This window comes from Rhodopirellula sp. P2, assembly GCF_028768465.1.
Lineage (GTDB): Bacteria > Planctomycetota > Planctomycetia > Pirellulales > Pirellulaceae > Rhodopirellula.
In genome coordinates this window covers 5,996,978-6,014,682 of the sequence record NZ_CP118225.1, presented here as the reverse complement: position 1 = coordinate 6,014,682, position 17,705 = coordinate 5,996,978, and the positions used below count along the sequence as shown (strand labels likewise).

Here is a 17,705-nt window from a genome sequence, read left to right as displayed (position 1 = left end):
TCAACCGGTTGAACGGCCGTCCGAAGAACCGTCGGAATGAGAATTGCGTAAGCTGCTGGGATGTCTCCTTCCCAGGCCAACGCCATGAATCTCAGTCAACTTCAAGCCATCGACCCCGTTTGCGGCATGTCCGTGACTCCCGCGAAGTCACTTTCCAGCCAACATGGCGGCCGAACGTACTACTTCTGCAGTGCCGGCTGCCAGAAAAAATTCGAGGCTGATCCGGAAGGTGTGCTGGAATCCCGAAAGCAAAAGGATTCCGATTCAGCCAACCCCGACACATCCAGTTGCTGTGGCGGGGAATCGCATCGCAAGTCGCCGAGCAACCAACCTGCCAATCCCGACGCGGTCTACACCTGCCCGATGCACCTGGAGATCGAGCAGATCGGCCCAGGCGATTGCCCCATCTGTGGCATGGACCTCGAGCCCAAATTTGTCGATCCATCGTCCCCAGCAGACGAAGCCCAGTACAACGACATGAAACGTCGGTTTTGGATCGGCGTTGGGCTGTCGGTTCCACTGCTGGTTGTTTCGATGGGGCCAATGATCGGTCTTCCGGTCGATCGCTGGATTTCCCCCAGCGTCGACGGTTGGTTGCAGTTCGCCCTCGCGACGCCCGTGGTGTTTTGGTGCGGATGGCCCCTGCTCGTTCGCGGTGCCAAATCCTTTCGAACATGGAACCTCAACATGTTCTCCTTGATTGCGTTGGGATCGCTGGCCGCGTTCGGCTTCAGCCTGCTGGCCATCCTAGTGCCCGACTGGATCCCCGCTGCCTTCTACGACGCTGACCGGCCACCGCTGTACTTCGAAGCCGCGGCCGTGATCATCACGCTGGTATTGCTCGGCCAAGTTCTCGAGTTACGTGCCCGTCAACAAACCGGCGGAGCCATTCGCGAACTGATGCAGCTCACCCCTGACATCGCCCACCGAATTGAAGGCGAAGACGAACGCGATGTCTCCCTCGAAGAAATTCGAACGGGCGATCGATTGCGAATTCGTCCGGGTGAGAAAATTCCGGTCGATGGCGAAGTCCTCAGCGGTTCGTCCCGTGTCGACGAGTCAATGCTGACCGGCGAACCAGTCCCCGTTGAAAAGAACGAGGGTGACGCCCTGACCGGTGGCACGCTCAATCAATCCGGGGCGCTCGAAATGACGGCCACCCAAGTTGGCAGCGACACGGTCCTGCACCGGATTGTGCAAATGGTCGCCGATGCGCAGCGCAGCCAAGCCCCCATTCAAAAACTTGTCGACCAAGTTGCCCAGTACTTTGTGCCGGCGGTCATCCTCAGTTCCATCCTCGCGTTCATCGCCTGGTCAATCCTTGGCCCTGAGCCTTCGCTGGCCTACGCGTTCGTTTCCGCGATCGCCGTTCTGATCATCGCCTGCCCCTGTGCGCTGGGGTTGGCGACGCCCATGTCAGTGATGGTGGGCGTCGGGCGCGGTGCCAAAGAGGGGGTGCTGATTCGAGACGCTGAAATCCTGGAGATCATGGAAAAGGTCGACACGATCGTGGTCGACAAAACGGGAACGCTGACCAAGGGGAGTCCCGCGGTCACCGCAATCGAAACCCAAGGTGACTGGAACGAATCGGATGTCCTGGCGATTGCCGCCGCGGTGGAGCAATCCAGCGAGCATCCACTTGGTCGTGCGATCGTCGAGCACGCGGAGTCATCGAATGCCGCCAAACGTGTTGCGAAGGATTTCCAGAGCACGACCGGCAAAGGCGTCGTTGCAGAGGTCGATGGCAAACACGTCGCGATTGGCAACCCAAATTGGTTGGCCGATTTGAAGGTGACAGGGTTGGACTCCGTCCGCGGGCAAGCGGAGACGCATCAAGCGGACGCGGCCACGGTGGTTTACATCGCCATCGATCGCTCGCTCGCCGCGATCATTGCCATCCAAGATCCGATCAAAGAAAGCACGCCCGGTGCAATCAAGGCGTTGCACTCGCTAGGGCTGCAAGTCGTGATGCTGACCGGCGACGCTCAATCCACCGCCGAGGCGGTGGCCAAACAACTGGGCATCGATGACTTCCGAGCCAACGTGTCACCGGAGGCCAAGCACGACTTTGTTCAGCAACTCAAGCAAGAAGGCAAAACGGTCGCGATGTGCGGCGATGGCATCAACGACGCACCGGCCCTGGCCGCATCCAACGTCGGAATCGCGATGGGCACCGGAACCAGCGTCGCGATGGAATCAGCAGGAGTGACGCTGGTCGGCGGTGATTTGCGAGGCGTGGTCGCGGCAAAACAACTCAGCCAAAAAACGATGCGAAACATCCGGCAGAACCTCTTTTTCGCGTTCGTCTACAACGCCTTGGGAATTCCCATCGCTGCCGGGCTGCTGTATCCCTTCTTCGGAATCCTACTCAGCCCCATGCTCGCGGCCGCGGCCATGAGTTTCAGCAGCGTCTCGGTGATCGGCAACGCCCTGCGGCTGCGTACGATCCAGCTCGACGTAACGAGTTAGATCAAAGGGGAGCGTTGAAAAACGTCCGACAAGTTGGAGCGTGGCACCGGGCGGCTTGCGCCGCTCCGCTAAGAAAGTCCACCGCTGTTTTAGCGGCAGGGCGCGAGCCCTCCGGTTCCTCACGCAATCACTCGACCAACCGCTCGACTCGCGGCACGGTGTCATGACAAGTTTGCGTTTGAGCCACTCCTCTCGTTCGATTCGTGAACTAGAAAGGGTGGAGCGTGGCACCGGGCGGCTTGCGCCGCTCCGCTAAGAAAGTTCACCGCTGTTTTAGCGGCAGGGCGCGAGCCCTCCGGTTCCTCACGCTATCACCGAGCCAACCGCTCGACTCGCGGCACGGTGTCATGACAAGTTTGCGTTTGAGCGACTCCTCTCGTTCGATTCGTGAACTAGAAAGGGTAGAGGGCGGCACCGGGCGGCTTGCGCCGCTCCGCTAAGAAAGTCCACCGCTGTTTTAGCGGCAGGGCGCGAGCCCTCCGGTTCCACACGCAACGACTGAGCCGACGTCGAACTCGCATCGCTGGATCACGACGAGTTCGCACTGGAACCGCCCGCGTCTTGGGCTTCCAAAGCGTACGCTGTCGCAGCCGAAAGCGAATCCTCATCGAACAGATACCTCACACTTCCCTTCCGCGTCCACCAGTGCTCACGCACGCGTTCTTCAGCGACACCCAACTGACGCTCACGTTCTTTCATCCGCCGCTTGCCCCATGACTTCAATTGATCTCGAACCGTCTCGCCGTCGTAGTTCGGTGCCGTCACAACAACATGACAATGGTTGGTTCGACAATTGACAGCGTGTAAATTCCAACACCGCTTTTCGCAATGTTCACGAACGACGGATTCGATCATCGTTCGCTGCTCTGGTAGTAAAACGACTGCCGATTCAATCATCTGGCCACGACACCAATCCGCAAGCCGAGGTTGTGGCACCTGGTCTCCGCGATGCCACTTGGTCCAGCCGCGATCGTCACCTGGCATCCAGGTTCCATAGCATGTCCAAGTTAAAAAGAACGCAATGGGGGCGTCTTGCAACCTCAATACTCCTCGTGCAATGAGCGGTTCAGTTCGGACACGTTCTTCACAACCTAGCGTTACCGGCGCGAGCCGTGCGGTGCCCTCGTATTCTACCTAACAAACGGAGAACTCGTTTCCTTTCGCAACGATCGCTCGATTCGTCATCTGGAAATGTGCAGGACGGTACCGGGCGGCTTGCGCTGGGCTGTCAAAAGGTTGGTATTGACACCGCTTTGGACTGCGCAGGTTTCGTTCCTCGACTTCGCCCCAACGGGGCAGCCCTATGCCAGCCCAGGGCAACGCCCTGGGTTGTGGCGGGACCAAGATTACAAAGCCCCAACGGGGGCGGTCCTAGCGGGTTTTGGGGAGTCTTTCTTAGGGCCGCCCCGTTGGGGCTGGTGTCGGAATCTCCGTAACGAAACCCCAGGCGATGCCTGGGGCTATCTTAGAGCTGCCCCGTTGGGGCGTAGGACAGAATAAAAATCAACGTCGCATTTTCCGTATCAATACCAACCTTTTGACAGTCCAGGCTTGCGCCGCTCCGCTAAGAAATTCCACCGCTGTTTTAGCGGCAGGACGCGAGCCCTCCGGTTGCTCACGCAATCACCCAACCAACCGCTCGACTGGCGGCACGATTCGGCAACCACTGGCAAACCCGAGTGCCTGGTGGTTCCCATTGTCGCCGTGAAAGCGTCGCCCAATCCTTGATCTAGCGCACTACAATGTCGCTGCCCCAATCTCAAAACTTGTGCGTCCGTTCCGCAACGGGAAAACCCGCCTTATGAATCGCGTGTCTGTAAAACACCTGTGTCTCTGCTTCGCCATGGTGCTCTCGCTTCTCGGAGTATCCCTTCCAGCCGCGGACCCGTTGCCAGTCGGCAGCCATCCTCTCGCCCTTGAATCACCACATTTTCCGAGCAGACTGCACGCCTTCATTTGGCGGAATTGGCAACTCGTTCCACCGCAACGGATGGCTCAACTGGTTGGAACGGAAACCACCAACATCGAACGAATCGCGGGCTCCATGGGATTGCCCAAGGTGGAAGCGGTGTCCAGCGAAATGCGTGAGCGCGGTTACATCACGTTGATCCGTCGCAACTGGCATCTCTTGCCCTACGAGCAACTGTTGGAACTGCTCGACATGACGCCGGATGAGTTCGCCCTGACGTTGCGCGAAGATGACTTTCTTTACATCAAACTGGGGAATCTCAAGCCCAAGTGCGAGCCCCTGCGATATCAAGAGCCCGACGAGACCGCCGTTCAAAGGGCCGTCGAAATCAAGCAGGTCGTGAAGGAACATTTTGGCGACTTGGAATTGGTTGAGTCCGAGCCAAGATTCCGTTTTGTCGAAACACTGAGCAGCACAAAAGGGACATCCGTGCTTCCCAATCGCGACACGGTCAACCGAGAACAACCGTTGCGGATGGTCTACTCCTACTTCGGTTTGTTTGGCGATCCACTGATCGATCCAGAAATCGAGCCAATTCCAGATGGCTTGCTGGCACGGTTGGCGGAAAAAGGCGTCAACGGAATTTGGATGCATGTCGTCCTTCGGCAACTTGCTCCAGGCGGAGAAACTTTCCCCGAGTTCGGCGCCGGACACGAGCAACGACTTCAGACGTTGAAGAAGCTTGTCGCGCAAGCCAAACGCTACGGGATCGGAATCTATCTCTACATCAACGAACCCCGAGCGATGCCGCCTGCGTTTTTTGGAACACGTCCTGAACTGGCAGGCATTCGCCAAGGTGATTTCTGGACGATGTGCACGAGCACTCCCCAGGTACGCAACTGGATGAGCGACTCTCTGGCTCATGTGTTTGGCGAAGTGCCGGACCTGGGTGGCGTGTTCACGATCACCGCCTCGGAGAACCTCACCAACTGTGCGTCAAAGGGGCAGCATCGACTCTGCCCTCACTGCAGCGAACGCACCGACGCTGAGATCATTGCGGAAGTCAACGCAACGATCGCCGAAGGAGTTCACCGGGCCAATCCAGACGCTCGTGTGATCGCCTGGGATTGGGGCTGGAAGGGCCACGGTGACGCGCCGGATATCATCTCGCTGCTTCCGAAGGACGTCGCGCTGATGTCGGTCAGCGAATGGGCCCTGCCCATCGAACGGGGTGGAGTCGAATCCAAGATTGGCGAGTATTCCATGTCTGCCGTTGGCCCGGGGCCCCGTGCCACCAAGCATTGGAAACAGGCTCAACAGGCTGGACTCAAAACAGTCGCGAAAATTGCCGTCAACAACACTTGGGAAATATCCGCCGTGCCGTTTCTTCCCGTGATGGATTTGGTGGCGGAGCACTGCGAAAATCTGAGTGGTGTGGGCGTCGACGGCACCATGCTGAGTTGGACGCTGGGCGGTTATCCCTCGCCCAATCTGCTGGTGGCTGAATATTTCTCAACCGAACCAGGGGCAACGAAAGAAACGGTCCTCAACCGAATTGCCCGAGATCGTTATGGTGACGATGCGGCACCTCAGGTTCGCAAAGCATGGACCGCGTTCAGTGATGCTTTCAGGAATTTCCCCTACAGTGGCGCGGTGATGTACAACGCACCGCAGCAAATGGGCCCAGCCAATTTGCTGCACGCCGATCCAACGGGGTACCGAGCGACCATGGTTTGCTTTCCCTACGACGATCTCGACCGCTGGCGTGGTCCCTACTCCGCGGAGGTCTTTGCCCAGCAATTTGAGAAGGTCTCCGACGGATGGGCTGAAGGGATCCGCCATTTGGAGCAAGCTGTCCAAGCCACCGCGAGTGCGCAGCGAGAAGCGGCTGAATCGGACCTGAGTGTGGCTCGCGCCGCCCACTTCCACTTTGCCAGTGTTGCCAACCAAGCAAGGTTCGTGGTTGCCCGCGATGCGGCGTTGCAGTCCAGCGACGAATCAAAGCAGCAGCAGGTTGAACAGATTTTGCAGCTCACAGAGAACGAGGTTTCTCTTGCCCGCAGCATGTTTGACGTCGTGAGCCAAGATTCTCGGATTGGCTACGAAGCCTCGAATCACTACTTCTACGTGCCGCTCGACCTCGTCGAAAAAGTGATCAACTGCGAACACGTCACCAGTCAATTCGCCGCTCAACTCAAACCGTAGGCCGCACCCAGCGAAGCGCAGTTGCGGCAATCCGGCATGCACCGAGACACGATGCGATGCCGGAGCTGCATCACTTCGTTCCTCGATCCGGCCTACTGGACTGGCATCAGCATGGCCTCGGGGCTTCTGCCCCAAGCTAACGACGACGGTCTCTGCGGGCGAATTGGCATGATTCGCTCCAGAGAACTCCACGCTGATCGTCACCACGGAAGCCCCGGGACGCCGTTTCTAATTCTGCTTCTCATTCACGCTGTCGATCTTGTCCTGCATGGATTGCTCGCGGTCGGTGCGGGTTCCGACTTTGATGCTGGTGGTGATGCGTGCGGCACCGATCGCGTGCACCCGTTCGTGACAACGTTTGATCGCGGCGAACACCTCGTCCCAGTCGCCTTCGATGTTGGTGCCGTAGGCGTGCAGCTGGTGCGATAGCCCAGCTTCCTGCAGCACCTCTTGGCACTCAGCGACGTACTTGCCCACCGAAACACCCACGCCCATTGGGACGACGCACAAATCGACAATGACTTTCATCTCAGCAAAATCCCTTGTTTTACAGCTTGGTCCGTGGTTCACCTCCTGAGTCTAAACGCTCGCGGCATCGGCACCATGGCCATCGTCGCTGGACTCTCGCTCGACTCGGAAGGGCAGAGCCACGTTTTTCAGTTGACTCGCCGCTGTCCGCAGCGGGGCCCGCTCAAGATCGGACTTTCGAGCAGGAGCTGAATTCGCTAACGTCCAACCGAAATTTGGACACAAGGTTCATTTCTGATGGGCGTTTTGAATGGATGCGGGATGCGTGACTGGAGCGTTGCAGCGGATATGAATACTTGGTTGTCATGGTGCCTTCTCGGCCTCCTGTCCTTCACGCTGGGATGTCGCTCCACGGCGCCACCGAGCCCGCCGATCACCCCACCGATTGATTCCGAACTGGGAACCCTTGATCCCCCACCCGCGAAACGGACCTCCATTTCGTTTCTGGACAAGCCTGAGCTTCAGGCTGACACGGGCCCGATGGACGCCGGCCCCGCACCGGAGTTTTCGGAAACCGCGTCGGGGCTGAACTATCGGGTGCTGCGAAAGTCCAGCGGCAGAAAGCCGACGGCTGCCAGCACCGTGACCGTTCACTACCGGGGTTGGCTCGACAACGGAAAAGAATTCGACAGCTCATATGATCGAGGCGAACCGACGACCTTCCCACTGGGAGGCGTGGTCGCCGGCTGGACCGAAGGATTGCAACTCGTCGGGGAAGGCGGGATGATCGAACTGTGGGGGCCTTCTCACCTCGGTTACGGCGAACGCGGTTCCCCAGGTTCCATTCCTGCTCACGCCCACCTGCACTTCATCGTCGAACTTGTGAGCGTGAAGTAGGCGTCCAGCCTCGAGTCTTCCGCTGGTGGGAAGCCAAGCCTTGTCCCACGGTCGATCCCCGATGGAAGGCGTCGATCTTCGCGGCGGCAGTTTCTACGACACCCTTCGGGGTCGACGACGCGTTTTTTCATCATTGTCCGGTGGTGGTCGCTTCGCTCGACCACCGGCTACCGTCTGAGATCCTTTTAGGATCATTCCTGTTGTTGTCTCCGGCTGATTCAGGGTGAGACGGTGGTGGGTTCCCGGATGCCGATTCCCTGAGGGACGTTGCGGCTTTCGGCTTCGAGGATCAGGTTGAAGTCCTGGGCTTGGTTGCTTCGCAGCACCAATTCGTAGTCGATGGTCTCACCTGGTTTCATGGTCTTGATCTCGGTGAAGTAGACCGTGTTGCCGCTGCGGGTCAGACCTTCCAGTTCAGGGCTCTTGGTTTGCACCAATCGCTCCACAATCACGCCCGGTGGCAGGTCGAAGTGGATCTGAACTTGCGAGTCGAGCAGGTCGGTGTCGTTGGTGATCGCAATGGCGTAGCGAATCGGATCGCCGATGCGAGGTGACACGTCACGTTGCAAGACCTGCAGCCGCAACACACCGGCCCGCGCCGGCGTGTTGTTGCCGGGGATCGGAGTGCTTTGGCCTGCGTTGGGATCCGCTGGGGCCGTTCCGGGGCCGCCGGGAATGTTTGGCGAGGGGCTGACGGGCGGGAGTGTTGGGCCGGGAGTCAAAGGGGCGTTGCTGGGAGCGGCTGCAAAAATCTGCACGTTGTCAGAAACGCTGTTGGTCGCGCCTTCATTGCTGGAGGTGGCAAACACGATGCGGCTGCTTTGAGCCGTCGTTTGGGCTTCGAATTCGGTTTCCAAGACAACCGTTTGTCCGGGGGCAATTTCAGGAATCGTCCAGGCAATGACATACGGGGTGTCGATCACATAGGGATAATCCGTGGTCGCTTGGCGTGGGACCAATTGCATGTCGTAGGCCATCGACGCTCGCACATTGGTCAGCGGGATTTTGCCCGAGTTGGTGACTCGTCCGGTCGCCAGCACCCGGTCCCCGACCGACATGCGGTCGCGGACTTGCAGGTTGGCGGTGATGGCTGGGGTGGGCGGAGCGGGATTGATGGCGATCACACAGGCTTGAGCCTGTGCCCGTTGACCTCCCGCAGCCAAGGCGACCACAGCGACGCAGCGTTGCCCTGAATCGGTGGGCACGAACGTGACGCTGGTGGACCAGATCTCGCCGGGTTCCAGTGGGCCATCTGTTTTCTCGTTGGCAACTTCGCGGCTTTTGGTGACGGTGTGTGTCATCGCGTTGTCGCCGGTCGCTTGCAGTTCGACGCTTTGCAGCGCCCGATCGCCGGTGTTTTCGACTTCGATGTCAAACGTGGCTGGATCGCCCGCGGTGACGCGGTCGGTCTTGGGGGTCACACGAAGAGCCAATGCGGGACGGAAGATGTCAACGCGAACGGTGTCTTCGGCGATCAACCCGGAGTCACCGGTGGCTCGGAAGGTGAGATTCAGTGCACTGGGAGACGTGAGATTGACGGCCAAGTCGAGTTGTTGCTGGGCGGGCATGGTGCCGATGTCCCACACGATCGAGTTCGTGAAGACTTGGGCAAACGCATCGGTGGAAATGATTCGCACGCCGGCGGGGAAACCGAGTTCGACTTTGACGCCCGTTGCGTCTTGGTCACCGGGGTTCCGCAGGTTTGCGAAAATGTCGAAGGGGATTTGGTACGAGGCGACTTCGGGACCACCGGCTTGCAGTTCCAGTTGCGGGCTGCTCCAGGTCACGTAGGCTTGCCCACGTCCGAGCGTCAGGTCGGGCATGTTGTCCGACGTGCCGCCGGGGCGGATCACGCGAACGTCGATGATGGCGTTGCCGCTGGTTCCAGCGACCGGTTCCAGTGTTGCCCGAGCGTCGCCGGAATCGTCCACGTTGACTTCCACGAAGGAAGAGCCACCGGTGCCGGCAAACGTTGCCAGTTCGGGGTTCATGATTTCGTAACGGACTTTCCAACCGCGGGCAGGCAGGCTGCCCTGTGCACGTGTGACTCGGGTGATCAGGTCCACCACCGTGCCGGCTTGGACGCGTTGCGGCGAGGGGAATTGCCAGCGAGCGTCGACCCAGTAGATCGTCGCCGTCGCTTTTCGTTGGTCCCAGCAATCGCTTTCAGGAGCCAGCACGGTGACGTGGCTGGTTCCTTCGCTGGGGCTGCTGACCGTGATGTAGGTCTGGCCCTTTTCGAGTTTGATGTCGTCAGCGGCGCTGGCGTTGCCACGAGTGACCACCATCTCTTTGGTGCTGGTCACACCACGAGCGAACCCGGGCGATTCCTTCTTGGCCACCGGAACATTGGTCAAGCGATGCACGAGACCGGGATCGTCGTCGCCGACTTCGATGATGTTGCCGACGCTGTCCCGGGTCATCATCCATTCGAGTGGTTCACCGGTCAGCAGATAGCCGTCCGTGCCACAGATGCCCGACAGCAACATGACTTCGCCACCGACGGGAGCCACGATCTTTTGGGGCGTCAGCAGGATGCAGCCTCGGTCGCCGCGGGGTGGCAACTGGCATGCTTTCTGGGCCGTGATCTCGGTGCCGTACAAAACGGCAGGTGGTCCGGTCAGACAATCGCCGGAGCAGCCGGGGCCGGGGACGCAAGGCCCGGTGTTCGCGACGCCGCTGCCGATTTGAGCGTTGGGGTCGACGCACTGGGGCGGGTCTTCGGGCTCGGGGAATGCCGAGTTGGGAATTCCCAAGCTGGGCGACTTCAGGCAGGTGCCCAGGTTTCGAAGGCAGCCCAAGCAACCGCAGGTGCCATCGTCGAGGCAACCGGGCAGCGCCAGACTGGTCGTGGTCGGCAGCGGAGCAAACAGGGTTTCGCCCGTGGGATTGATCGCGGGCAAACGCAGGTTGGCACAGCCGGAGGAAAGCAGTGCCGAAAGAAGGACGCAGGCCAGCGTTGCAAAACGCAAGCGACCGGCAATGGCGTGCAGGCCATTGCGGGGGCTTTGATCGTTCATGATCGTTTGCGTTTTCATCGATCCATCGGTCATACGTCGAGAAAGAATTCCGTCCGTAGGAAAGTTAGCACGCAGGGGGGACGGTGCTCGGAATGGCAAGATGGAAACCGGAATTCGAGCGGTTTCCTCTCGGTGAGATGAACGGTCCGACCGGTGGTGCCGATTGCCCGGGGGATCGGCTAGGCTTTCGCCATGACATCCCTCCCCTCACACGCAACGACCGAACCTTTGCAGGCAGCACCCACCTCCACGGAAGACGAACGCCAACCGATCCGGTTTGGCATCTTGGGCACCGGCCGGATCACTCGCCGGTTGGTTGCCGACCTGCAATCGACGCCGGGGGCGAGCGTGACCGCGATCGCCAGTCGGACTTCTGAGCGAGCACGTTGGTACGCCGATTCGTATGGGATCGCCCAGGCCGTGTCCGGTTATGCGGACTTGATCGCTCGTGACGATGTGGATGCGGTGTACGTGGCGTTGCCGCCTTCGCTGCATGCGGAATGGATGGTTGCAGCGGCGGCGGCTGGCAAACATGTGCTGTGTGAAAAACCGTTGGCGACGACGGCTCAGGCCACTCAAGCGATGGCGGACGCTTGCACGCAGGCCCGCGTGCATTGGCTCGATGCAACCGCCTGGCTGCATCACGACCGCACGGCCATGTTTCGGCAGTGGGTCAAAGGTGCAACCGTCCCACAAGGCGAAGCCGACTTTCGACTCGGGGCGTTGCGTCACGTCAGTTCGGCGGTTTCGTTTTTCAATCCGTTTCAATCCGGCGACCACCGCCAAGACGCTTCGCTGGGTGGCGGGTGCCTGCTTGATTTGGGGTGGTATGCGGCCGGGATTTTGCGACTTGCCAACCAGGCTTTGCCGCTCACGGTGAACGCTCAGGCGGTGATGCGTGGCGGCGTGCCGTACCGCGTGACTGCAATGATGAATTTTCCCAGCGATGTGTCCGCGACGATGTCGTGTGCGTTCGACACCGCGACGCGGAAATGGTTTGAGATCGCGGGGGAAGAAGCGTCCATTGTTTGCGATGACTTCACGCGTCCTTGGCCTGACAAACCTGCGCGAGGCTGGGTGCACGAGGCCTCGGGCAAGGTGCATCCCTTCAGTTGCGAATGCCACCAAGAGCACAACATGATTTTGCGGTTGATCGGTTGGATCCACGCGACACGCGAAAATGAGCCACTTTGGGATTCACCATCGCCTCCTTGGGCGGAGTATCATCGGCAGGCGCTCGAGACGCAGCGGATGTTGGAGGCGATGGAAACTTCGATGACGACTGGCCAAACGGTGACGCTATGATTTTGATTCAAGCCATCATTCAACCCACCAAACTTTCCAACGTTCAGTCCGCTCTCGATGAAGCGGGATACAGCGACACGATCGTGGGGGACGCGCTTGGTTATGGTCGTCAGCGTGGACAAACGGCGTTGTTTCGCGGCAACGAATACAAAATCGATTTGTTGCGAAAGGTCACGTTCGAAATGGTGATCGACGACGACGATTTAGAACCGGTGGTCGAGATCATTCGCAACGCGTCGCGAACGGGCACAGAAGGCCAGATCGGCGACGGCAAGATCTTTGTCTTGCCCGTCGCGAGCGTGATCGACATCTGAACGCGATCGATCTGCGATTGTTTGCCGCTCATCCCATGCGGTGAAGTGCCATGGCGGATCGTTCGCCATTGAGCTTCGTTTGTGCCATCCAAGTTCGCAGCGCCGCCAGGGGGCTGACGTTGCCTTCCCGCATGGCTTGGGTGATCGCCGTTCCGATTTGATGCTGCGGGTAGCCGGGGGCACCGGTGGTCCGTTGCAGTCCCATCCATTGGCAGCCCGCGACCAAGAACACTTCGCCCTGTTGCAAGTACAGATGGCTGCTGGTGATATCGACGTTGCCCAGACAGGTTGTTTCCGGGTCGCTGGTTCCGAGATCGCGATGGTTGCGATCCGATTCCCGATCCAGCCAACCAACCGGCCGGTATCCAAACTTCGAGATCGCGAGCGTCGACCAGTCCCCGGTCGACGCCATTCTCGTTTCTCCCGTTTCAGGATCGATGTGGGCGTACAGCAAGGAAACGTTGCCATGCCCTTCGCCTGCGAAGGAGTGATCGCGGATTTGGAACAGCGTGTCATAGGCTCGGCGGACCGCCTCGGCGGGTTGATGCCGGTAACCCATGTGAGCCTGCAAGGCAGCGCGGATGACGGTCACATCCATCACGTTGCTGAGATCGATCTTCGCTGTCGCACCGCCGTTGGGCTGGCAAATCGCGATGGCAATCTGACCATCGGGCAAAATGTCCCAGTGATGCCAACTTTGAGCCACATCCAACGGCGATTCAATCATCCCATCGGCGTACCAAGACGGGCAGATCTTGGTGCCCATCGGGAGCGTTTGGTGCTGCCAAATGGAAACTTGCTGAGCCAAGTCACTGTTTTCGGATTCGATTTCCTCGGCGATCGCTTGATTCGTGAGAATCGAATCATCGTCCTTGTCATGCTCCGGTGCACGGGTGGGGAAGTCCGCATCGAAGTCATCGATGAGGGCGATGATGTCGTCGATTGCCTCGATCGTTTCCGACTCGGGAGTGCTCGTCGAGTTGGGGGACAGATCAAACGAAACGATGTTTCCGTCCTCCTCCTCTTCCTCGTCGCTGGTGTCGACGAAGTCACTGCACATGGATTCCTCTTCGTCGACGACGTTGCGATCCAGTTCATCGTTGTCCCAACCATGGTGGAACTCCAACGCATCGGCGTCGAACTGGTCGATCTCGGTCGGGTCGTATTCGCCGGCTAAGAACTGAGCGTCCTGGATGTCCAATTTGGCCGCCAGTCGCATCGTTTCTTCGTCATAGCCTGACAGCAACGGCCATTGTTCCGCGTCGGCGTCCTGGGTTGGCGTCGAGGCATCTTCGCTGACGTCGTCATCTTCCTCTGCGGCGTACAAGCCGAAGTCGGCGTCCGTGTGGAAATCCGAATCGCGTTGCAGGTCGGCGATCAATTCGTCGCTTTTGACCAATTGGGCTTCGATAGCGGATTCCAAGGCCGCATCCAACAAACTCGCGTCGTCGATCAAATCCAGAGGGTCCCTCGAGGGGACTTTCCGAGGGACTTCATCGGAGGAATCATCCGCGATCGGGCCAATCACGGACGCGGACTCATCGGCGGGAGGGCAGCCGATCAGACCCGCAGGGGCCACGCTGGTGTCGGGAGGGACAACACCAGCGGAGTTTTCCTCGACGGGGGCAGCTGCGTTGCGAGTGGGATTGTTCTCCCGAATCATTTCCATGTCGTCATGAGTCTCGTTGGGTGGGGGCGAGACATCACGGGAACGATCCAGGGTCACGTCGCTGGGCAGAATCAACCGGATGGAGGAATCCGGTGCGGCTTCTTGTTCTGCCAAGCGGAGCAACGTTTGCTGCAGGTTGGATGCGGCCAAACGGGCCGCGGCGGTGTGCACGTCGTTGAATGCCGTCACAGCGGCGGCATACAACCACATCGTGCCAATTGGCATCTCGGTTTCACCCAGACACACGCAGATTCCGGAGGGGAAGGGTTCCGGGGAACGCCACGTGCTAGAGGTGCTGATTTGGCCGAGGTCCAGGTCGTCAATCGCGACCAAGCCTTTGACCATCGCTTCCAAGTCACCACGAGCCCCACGCAGTGGACGCTGCGAACCCAAGCGTTCTGCCGGTGACAAACCGAAGACAAATCGAGTTGCCAGGAACTCGGTTTCGTCGTCCAGCAAGTACACCGCGGCCGCCGTGGTGCCGGTCGCCAACGTCGCGTCACCGAGCAAGCGGTCGATGCTTTCGGTGGGATCGGGACGCGAAGACGGACCGGCCGCCAGGGTGGATTGGATCGCCAGTTCCACTTGCTGCTGACGCAGGACCGCTTGCTGTGCTTGCAAGTGATCTGCCAAGTCGTTGGCTTGGGTTGCCAAACGATGAGCGTCACCGGAAGTCACCAACGCACGTTTGCTATGCGACTTCATCTGCTTTTGCTTGGAGGCAAGCTTGGCAGAATCCGATGCATGATCGCCACGATGGACACGCAAAAAATTGGATGGGTTTCTGGACACAGCAGGTACTGGGTGAATGACAAGGGAGGGAAGTCAACAATGGCTTGACATCCTTGCCAATTGCCGCCTACCCGAAACGATCGACCAGTCGTTGCCGTTTCGCTGAGGCGAATTGCCGGTAAGGTTTCCCATGTTTGCCAGCACGGCCGTCCAAGCCGCACAACCCGACTGATCCGGAGCGTTTGCGCTGGTACACTGCTCTGCTAGCGTTTGCAAAGCCGCGCGGAGCGGCAAAAGCCAACCTCATTCGCGTCCGTCATCTTTTCAAAAGGAACCCACTGCGTTGTTGAAGCGAGGATTGAATACCGCTGGACCCCTGTTGGCGTTGGTGATCGTGGTCCTGTTCTTTGCGGTGGCGGAATGGGTGATCGGGAGCGATGGGAACTTCGCGTCCATGGCGTCCGTGCGATTGGTGGGCGTTCAAAGCGTCAAAATTGGCATCGCCTCGCTGGGAATGACATTGATCATCGTCAGTGGCGGCATCGATTTGTCCGCGGGAACCGCCGCGGCCCTGTGTGGCTGTGTCGCGGCACTGACGCTCGACAACGAATGGTCGATTTTCGCGGCGCTGGCGATGGCGGTCGGTGCGGGCGCCCTGTGCGGGTTGTTCAATGGTGTCTTGATTGCGGGATTGAGGCTGACTCCGTTCATCATCTCGCTGGGGTCGATGACCATCTTCATGGGATTGGGGAAAAGCCTGTCGGATCAGGGCGGCACGATCACACCTCCGGCCGACACGATCCCGGAATGGTTGTGGGCATCGGTGACGCCATTTCCCAGTCCGGAATGGCTTGCCTACCCGGTGCTGCCTAACTTTGGTTGGGGCGTGTGGTTGACGGTTGCGCTCGCAATCGCGACCGCTCTGCTGCTGCATCAAACCGTGTTTGGCCGCCACGTGTTTGCGATTGGATCCAGCGAAGCGACCGCGCGATTGTGCGGGGTGAAGGTTCGCCAAACCAAGATTTTGGTTTACGTGATCGCGGGCGCGCTGTTCGGTTTGGCCGGATGTGTTGACATCGCCCGGCTCGGAAAAGGCGACGCGTCAGCGGGGATGGGCTTGGAACTGGAGATCATCGCGGCGGTGGTGATCGGCGGCGGATCCTTGCTGGGCGGTCGCGGCAGCGTGGTCGGGACTTTGTGCGGGGTGTTGATCATGAGCGTGATCGCTCACGGGTGCACCTCGTTGGGGCTGGAAAACCACATTGAAAACATTTTGTTGGGTGTGATCATTGTCGCGGCGGTTTACGTCGATCGACTGCGAGCTCTCAAGAAAGATGCGGCATGACAACGCAAACCATTCGTCTCTTGGGCGCAGCGTTCTGGTTGGGGTGCCTGGTGATCGGTGGCGGTTGGTTGATCGCTTCCTCCCGCGGTGGTGCTCGACCCTTGGTGTCGGCCGTTTGGACACCGACGGAATCGGTGGTCCTGGCGGATCCGACGTCGGCTCTGAGCGTCGGCGACGCAGCGTTTGCGAAAGATCCTGGGCGGGATCAGTGGCATCAAGTGGGGCACGTTGGGCAGGTCAACCCAGCTGCCAAAACGGTGACGCTGACGTTGTATGCCCCGGTGGATCTCGATCTCGACAACCCGTTTTGGGATCGCGGGCAGCCGATCGATGCGACCCTGCATCGCTCGTCCGGCAAAGTCGATGATGTGATCGCGACGTTGTTGCCGAAACCCAAGCGGGAAGAATTGGCGCGAAAGATTTCAGCCGCGATGCGGGAACACGGGGAAGAGATCAGCGAAGCAATGTTGCCGTTGGTGTTTGAGACGTTTCGGCAAAGTTTGCCCGTGATCGAATCCGAACTGGTTGCCTCCTTGAAACGCCACGATGCCGAGTTGGAATCGATCACCACTCGGTTTCGGGAAGAGATCGTGCAAGATCAGATGGTGCCCTTGATCCGCACCGAGGTCTTGCCAGTGCTGCGCCTTCATGGGCGGGAACCAGCGGAAGTGATTGGGCGTGAAATCTGGGGAAAGGCCTCGCTGTGGCGATTTGGTTGGCGGGCGCTGTACGACAGTGCACCGCTTCCCGAACGAGAGCTGGTGCGAGAGGAGTGGTCGCGATTTGTGGAACAGGAAGTGGTCCCGATCGTGGAGGAACACTTGGATGAAATCACCGAGGCGGTGGAGGCGATCCTGCGTGATTTGGCCGCCAACGAGGTCTTGCGAGATCAGCTCGGCAAAGTCGCACTGCAGATCGTCCAGGACGACGAAGCCCGAGACCTGCTGCAGACAATCGTGATGGAAGCTGTCGTTGACAACGATCGCCTCCGCCAGGTGTGGGTGGATGTGTGGACTTCCCCTGAGGCTCGTGAAAAGTTGCGAACGGCGGGCGAGAGACTGGAACCCATCATTCGCGAGATTGGCGATGAGGTGATGGGGACGCGTCGGGACGGAATCGAGCCCGGATTCGCGCGCGTGCTGAGAAATCAAATTTTGGGCAAAGACAAGGTTTGGTTGACGTTGAAAACGGAACCTCGTTTGGGGGCCGATCCTTCCCAACCAATCGCTTTGCGGGTTGCAACGGATTTTACGCCCTATCCCATCGTCCATCTGGCATCACCGGAGTGAATGACGCTTCGCGTTGCCTCGTTCCTTGGTTAGGATGCGGCGGATGTCTTTCCATTTTTCCCGCCTTGCACGAATCTGCTTGT

General features: G+C 59.3%; 11 protein-coding genes. 7 read left to right on the top strand and 4 right to left on the bottom strand.

Features of this window, described 5'->3' with window-relative positions:
* The first annotated feature begins 60 nt into the window (after positions 1-60).
* A complete protein-coding gene (locus PSR62_RS21160; protein ID WP_274404974.1) occupies positions 61-2,469 on the top strand; it encodes a heavy metal translocating P-type ATPase in 2,409 nt (802 codons plus the stop codon).
* Positions 2,470-2,997: 528 nt separating this feature from the next.
* Here PSR62_RS21160 and PSR62_RS21155 read toward each other — a convergent pair.
* Positions 2,998-3,453 carry a transposase gene (locus tag PSR62_RS21155; RefSeq protein ID WP_274404973.1) on the bottom strand — a complete coding sequence of 152 codons (456 nt, stop codon included), beginning with the start codon at positions 3,451-3,453 and terminating at the stop codon, positions 2,998-3,000.
* Between the two features lie 1,006 nt (positions 3,454-4,459).
* On the opposite strand from PSR62_RS21155, the gene PSR62_RS21150 reads away from it, so the two are divergent.
* Positions 4,460-6,583 (top strand): hypothetical protein, encoded by a 2,124-nt coding sequence (locus tag PSR62_RS21150; protein WP_274404972.1) that lies wholly within the window; start codon positions 4,460-4,462, stop codon positions 6,581-6,583.
* A 228-nt stretch (positions 6,584-6,811) separates the two neighbouring features.
* Here PSR62_RS21150 and PSR62_RS21145 read toward each other — a convergent pair whose 3' ends face one another.
* Entirely contained in the window at positions 6,812-7,111 is a 300-nt protein-coding gene (locus PSR62_RS21145; RefSeq protein ID WP_274404971.1) for an MTH1187 family thiamine-binding protein, read from the bottom strand.
* 261 nt (positions 7,112-7,372) lie between these two features.
* On the opposite strand from PSR62_RS21145, the gene PSR62_RS21140 reads away from it, so the two are divergent.
* A complete protein-coding gene (locus tag PSR62_RS21140; RefSeq protein ID WP_274404970.1) occupies positions 7,373-7,948 on the top strand; it encodes an FKBP-type peptidyl-prolyl cis-trans isomerase in 576 nt (191 codons plus the stop codon).
* Positions 7,949-8,166: 218 nt separating this feature from the next.
* Here the strand turns inward: PSR62_RS21140 and PSR62_RS21135 are convergent, their stop codons facing one another.
* Positions 8,167-11,001 (bottom strand): hypothetical protein, encoded by a 2,835-nt coding sequence (locus PSR62_RS21135; protein ID WP_338020100.1) that lies wholly within the window; start codon positions 10,999-11,001, stop codon positions 8,167-8,169.
* A 159-nt stretch (positions 11,002-11,160) separates the two neighbouring features.
* Between PSR62_RS21135 and PSR62_RS21130 the strand changes: the two genes are divergently transcribed.
* The gene (locus tag PSR62_RS21130; RefSeq protein ID WP_274404968.1) at positions 11,161-12,273 is read left to right on the top strand and encodes a Gfo/Idh/MocA family protein; all 1,113 of its coding nucleotides are present in this window, start codon (positions 11,161-11,163) and stop codon (positions 12,271-12,273) included.
* The gene (locus PSR62_RS21125; RefSeq protein ID WP_274404967.1) at positions 12,270-12,587 is read left to right on the top strand and encodes a P-II family nitrogen regulator; all 318 of its coding nucleotides are present in this window, start codon (positions 12,270-12,272) and stop codon (positions 12,585-12,587) included. Before PSR62_RS21130 ends, PSR62_RS21125 begins: the two co-directional genes overlap by 4 nt.
* Positions 12,588-12,615: 28 nt before the next feature.
* Here the strand turns inward: PSR62_RS21125 and PSR62_RS21120 are convergent, their stop codons facing one another.
* On the bottom strand, positions 12,616-15,048 hold the full coding sequence (locus tag PSR62_RS21120; RefSeq protein WP_443217313.1) for a hypothetical protein: 2,433 nt from the start codon (positions 15,046-15,048) through the stop codon (positions 12,616-12,618).
* 286 nt (positions 15,049-15,334) lie between these two features.
* On the opposite strand from PSR62_RS21120, the gene PSR62_RS21115 reads away from it, so the two are divergent.
* Positions 15,335-16,333 (top strand): ABC transporter permease, encoded by a 999-nt coding sequence (locus tag PSR62_RS21115; RefSeq protein ID WP_443217452.1) that lies wholly within the window; start codon positions 15,335-15,337, stop codon positions 16,331-16,333.
* Positions 16,330-17,622, top strand: coding sequence for a hypothetical protein (locus PSR62_RS21110; protein WP_274404964.1), 1,293 nt, complete (start codon positions 16,330-16,332; stop codon positions 17,620-17,622). The genes PSR62_RS21115 and PSR62_RS21110 overlap by 4 nt, the downstream gene beginning before the upstream one ends.
* Positions 17,623-17,705: the final 83 nt, after the last annotated feature.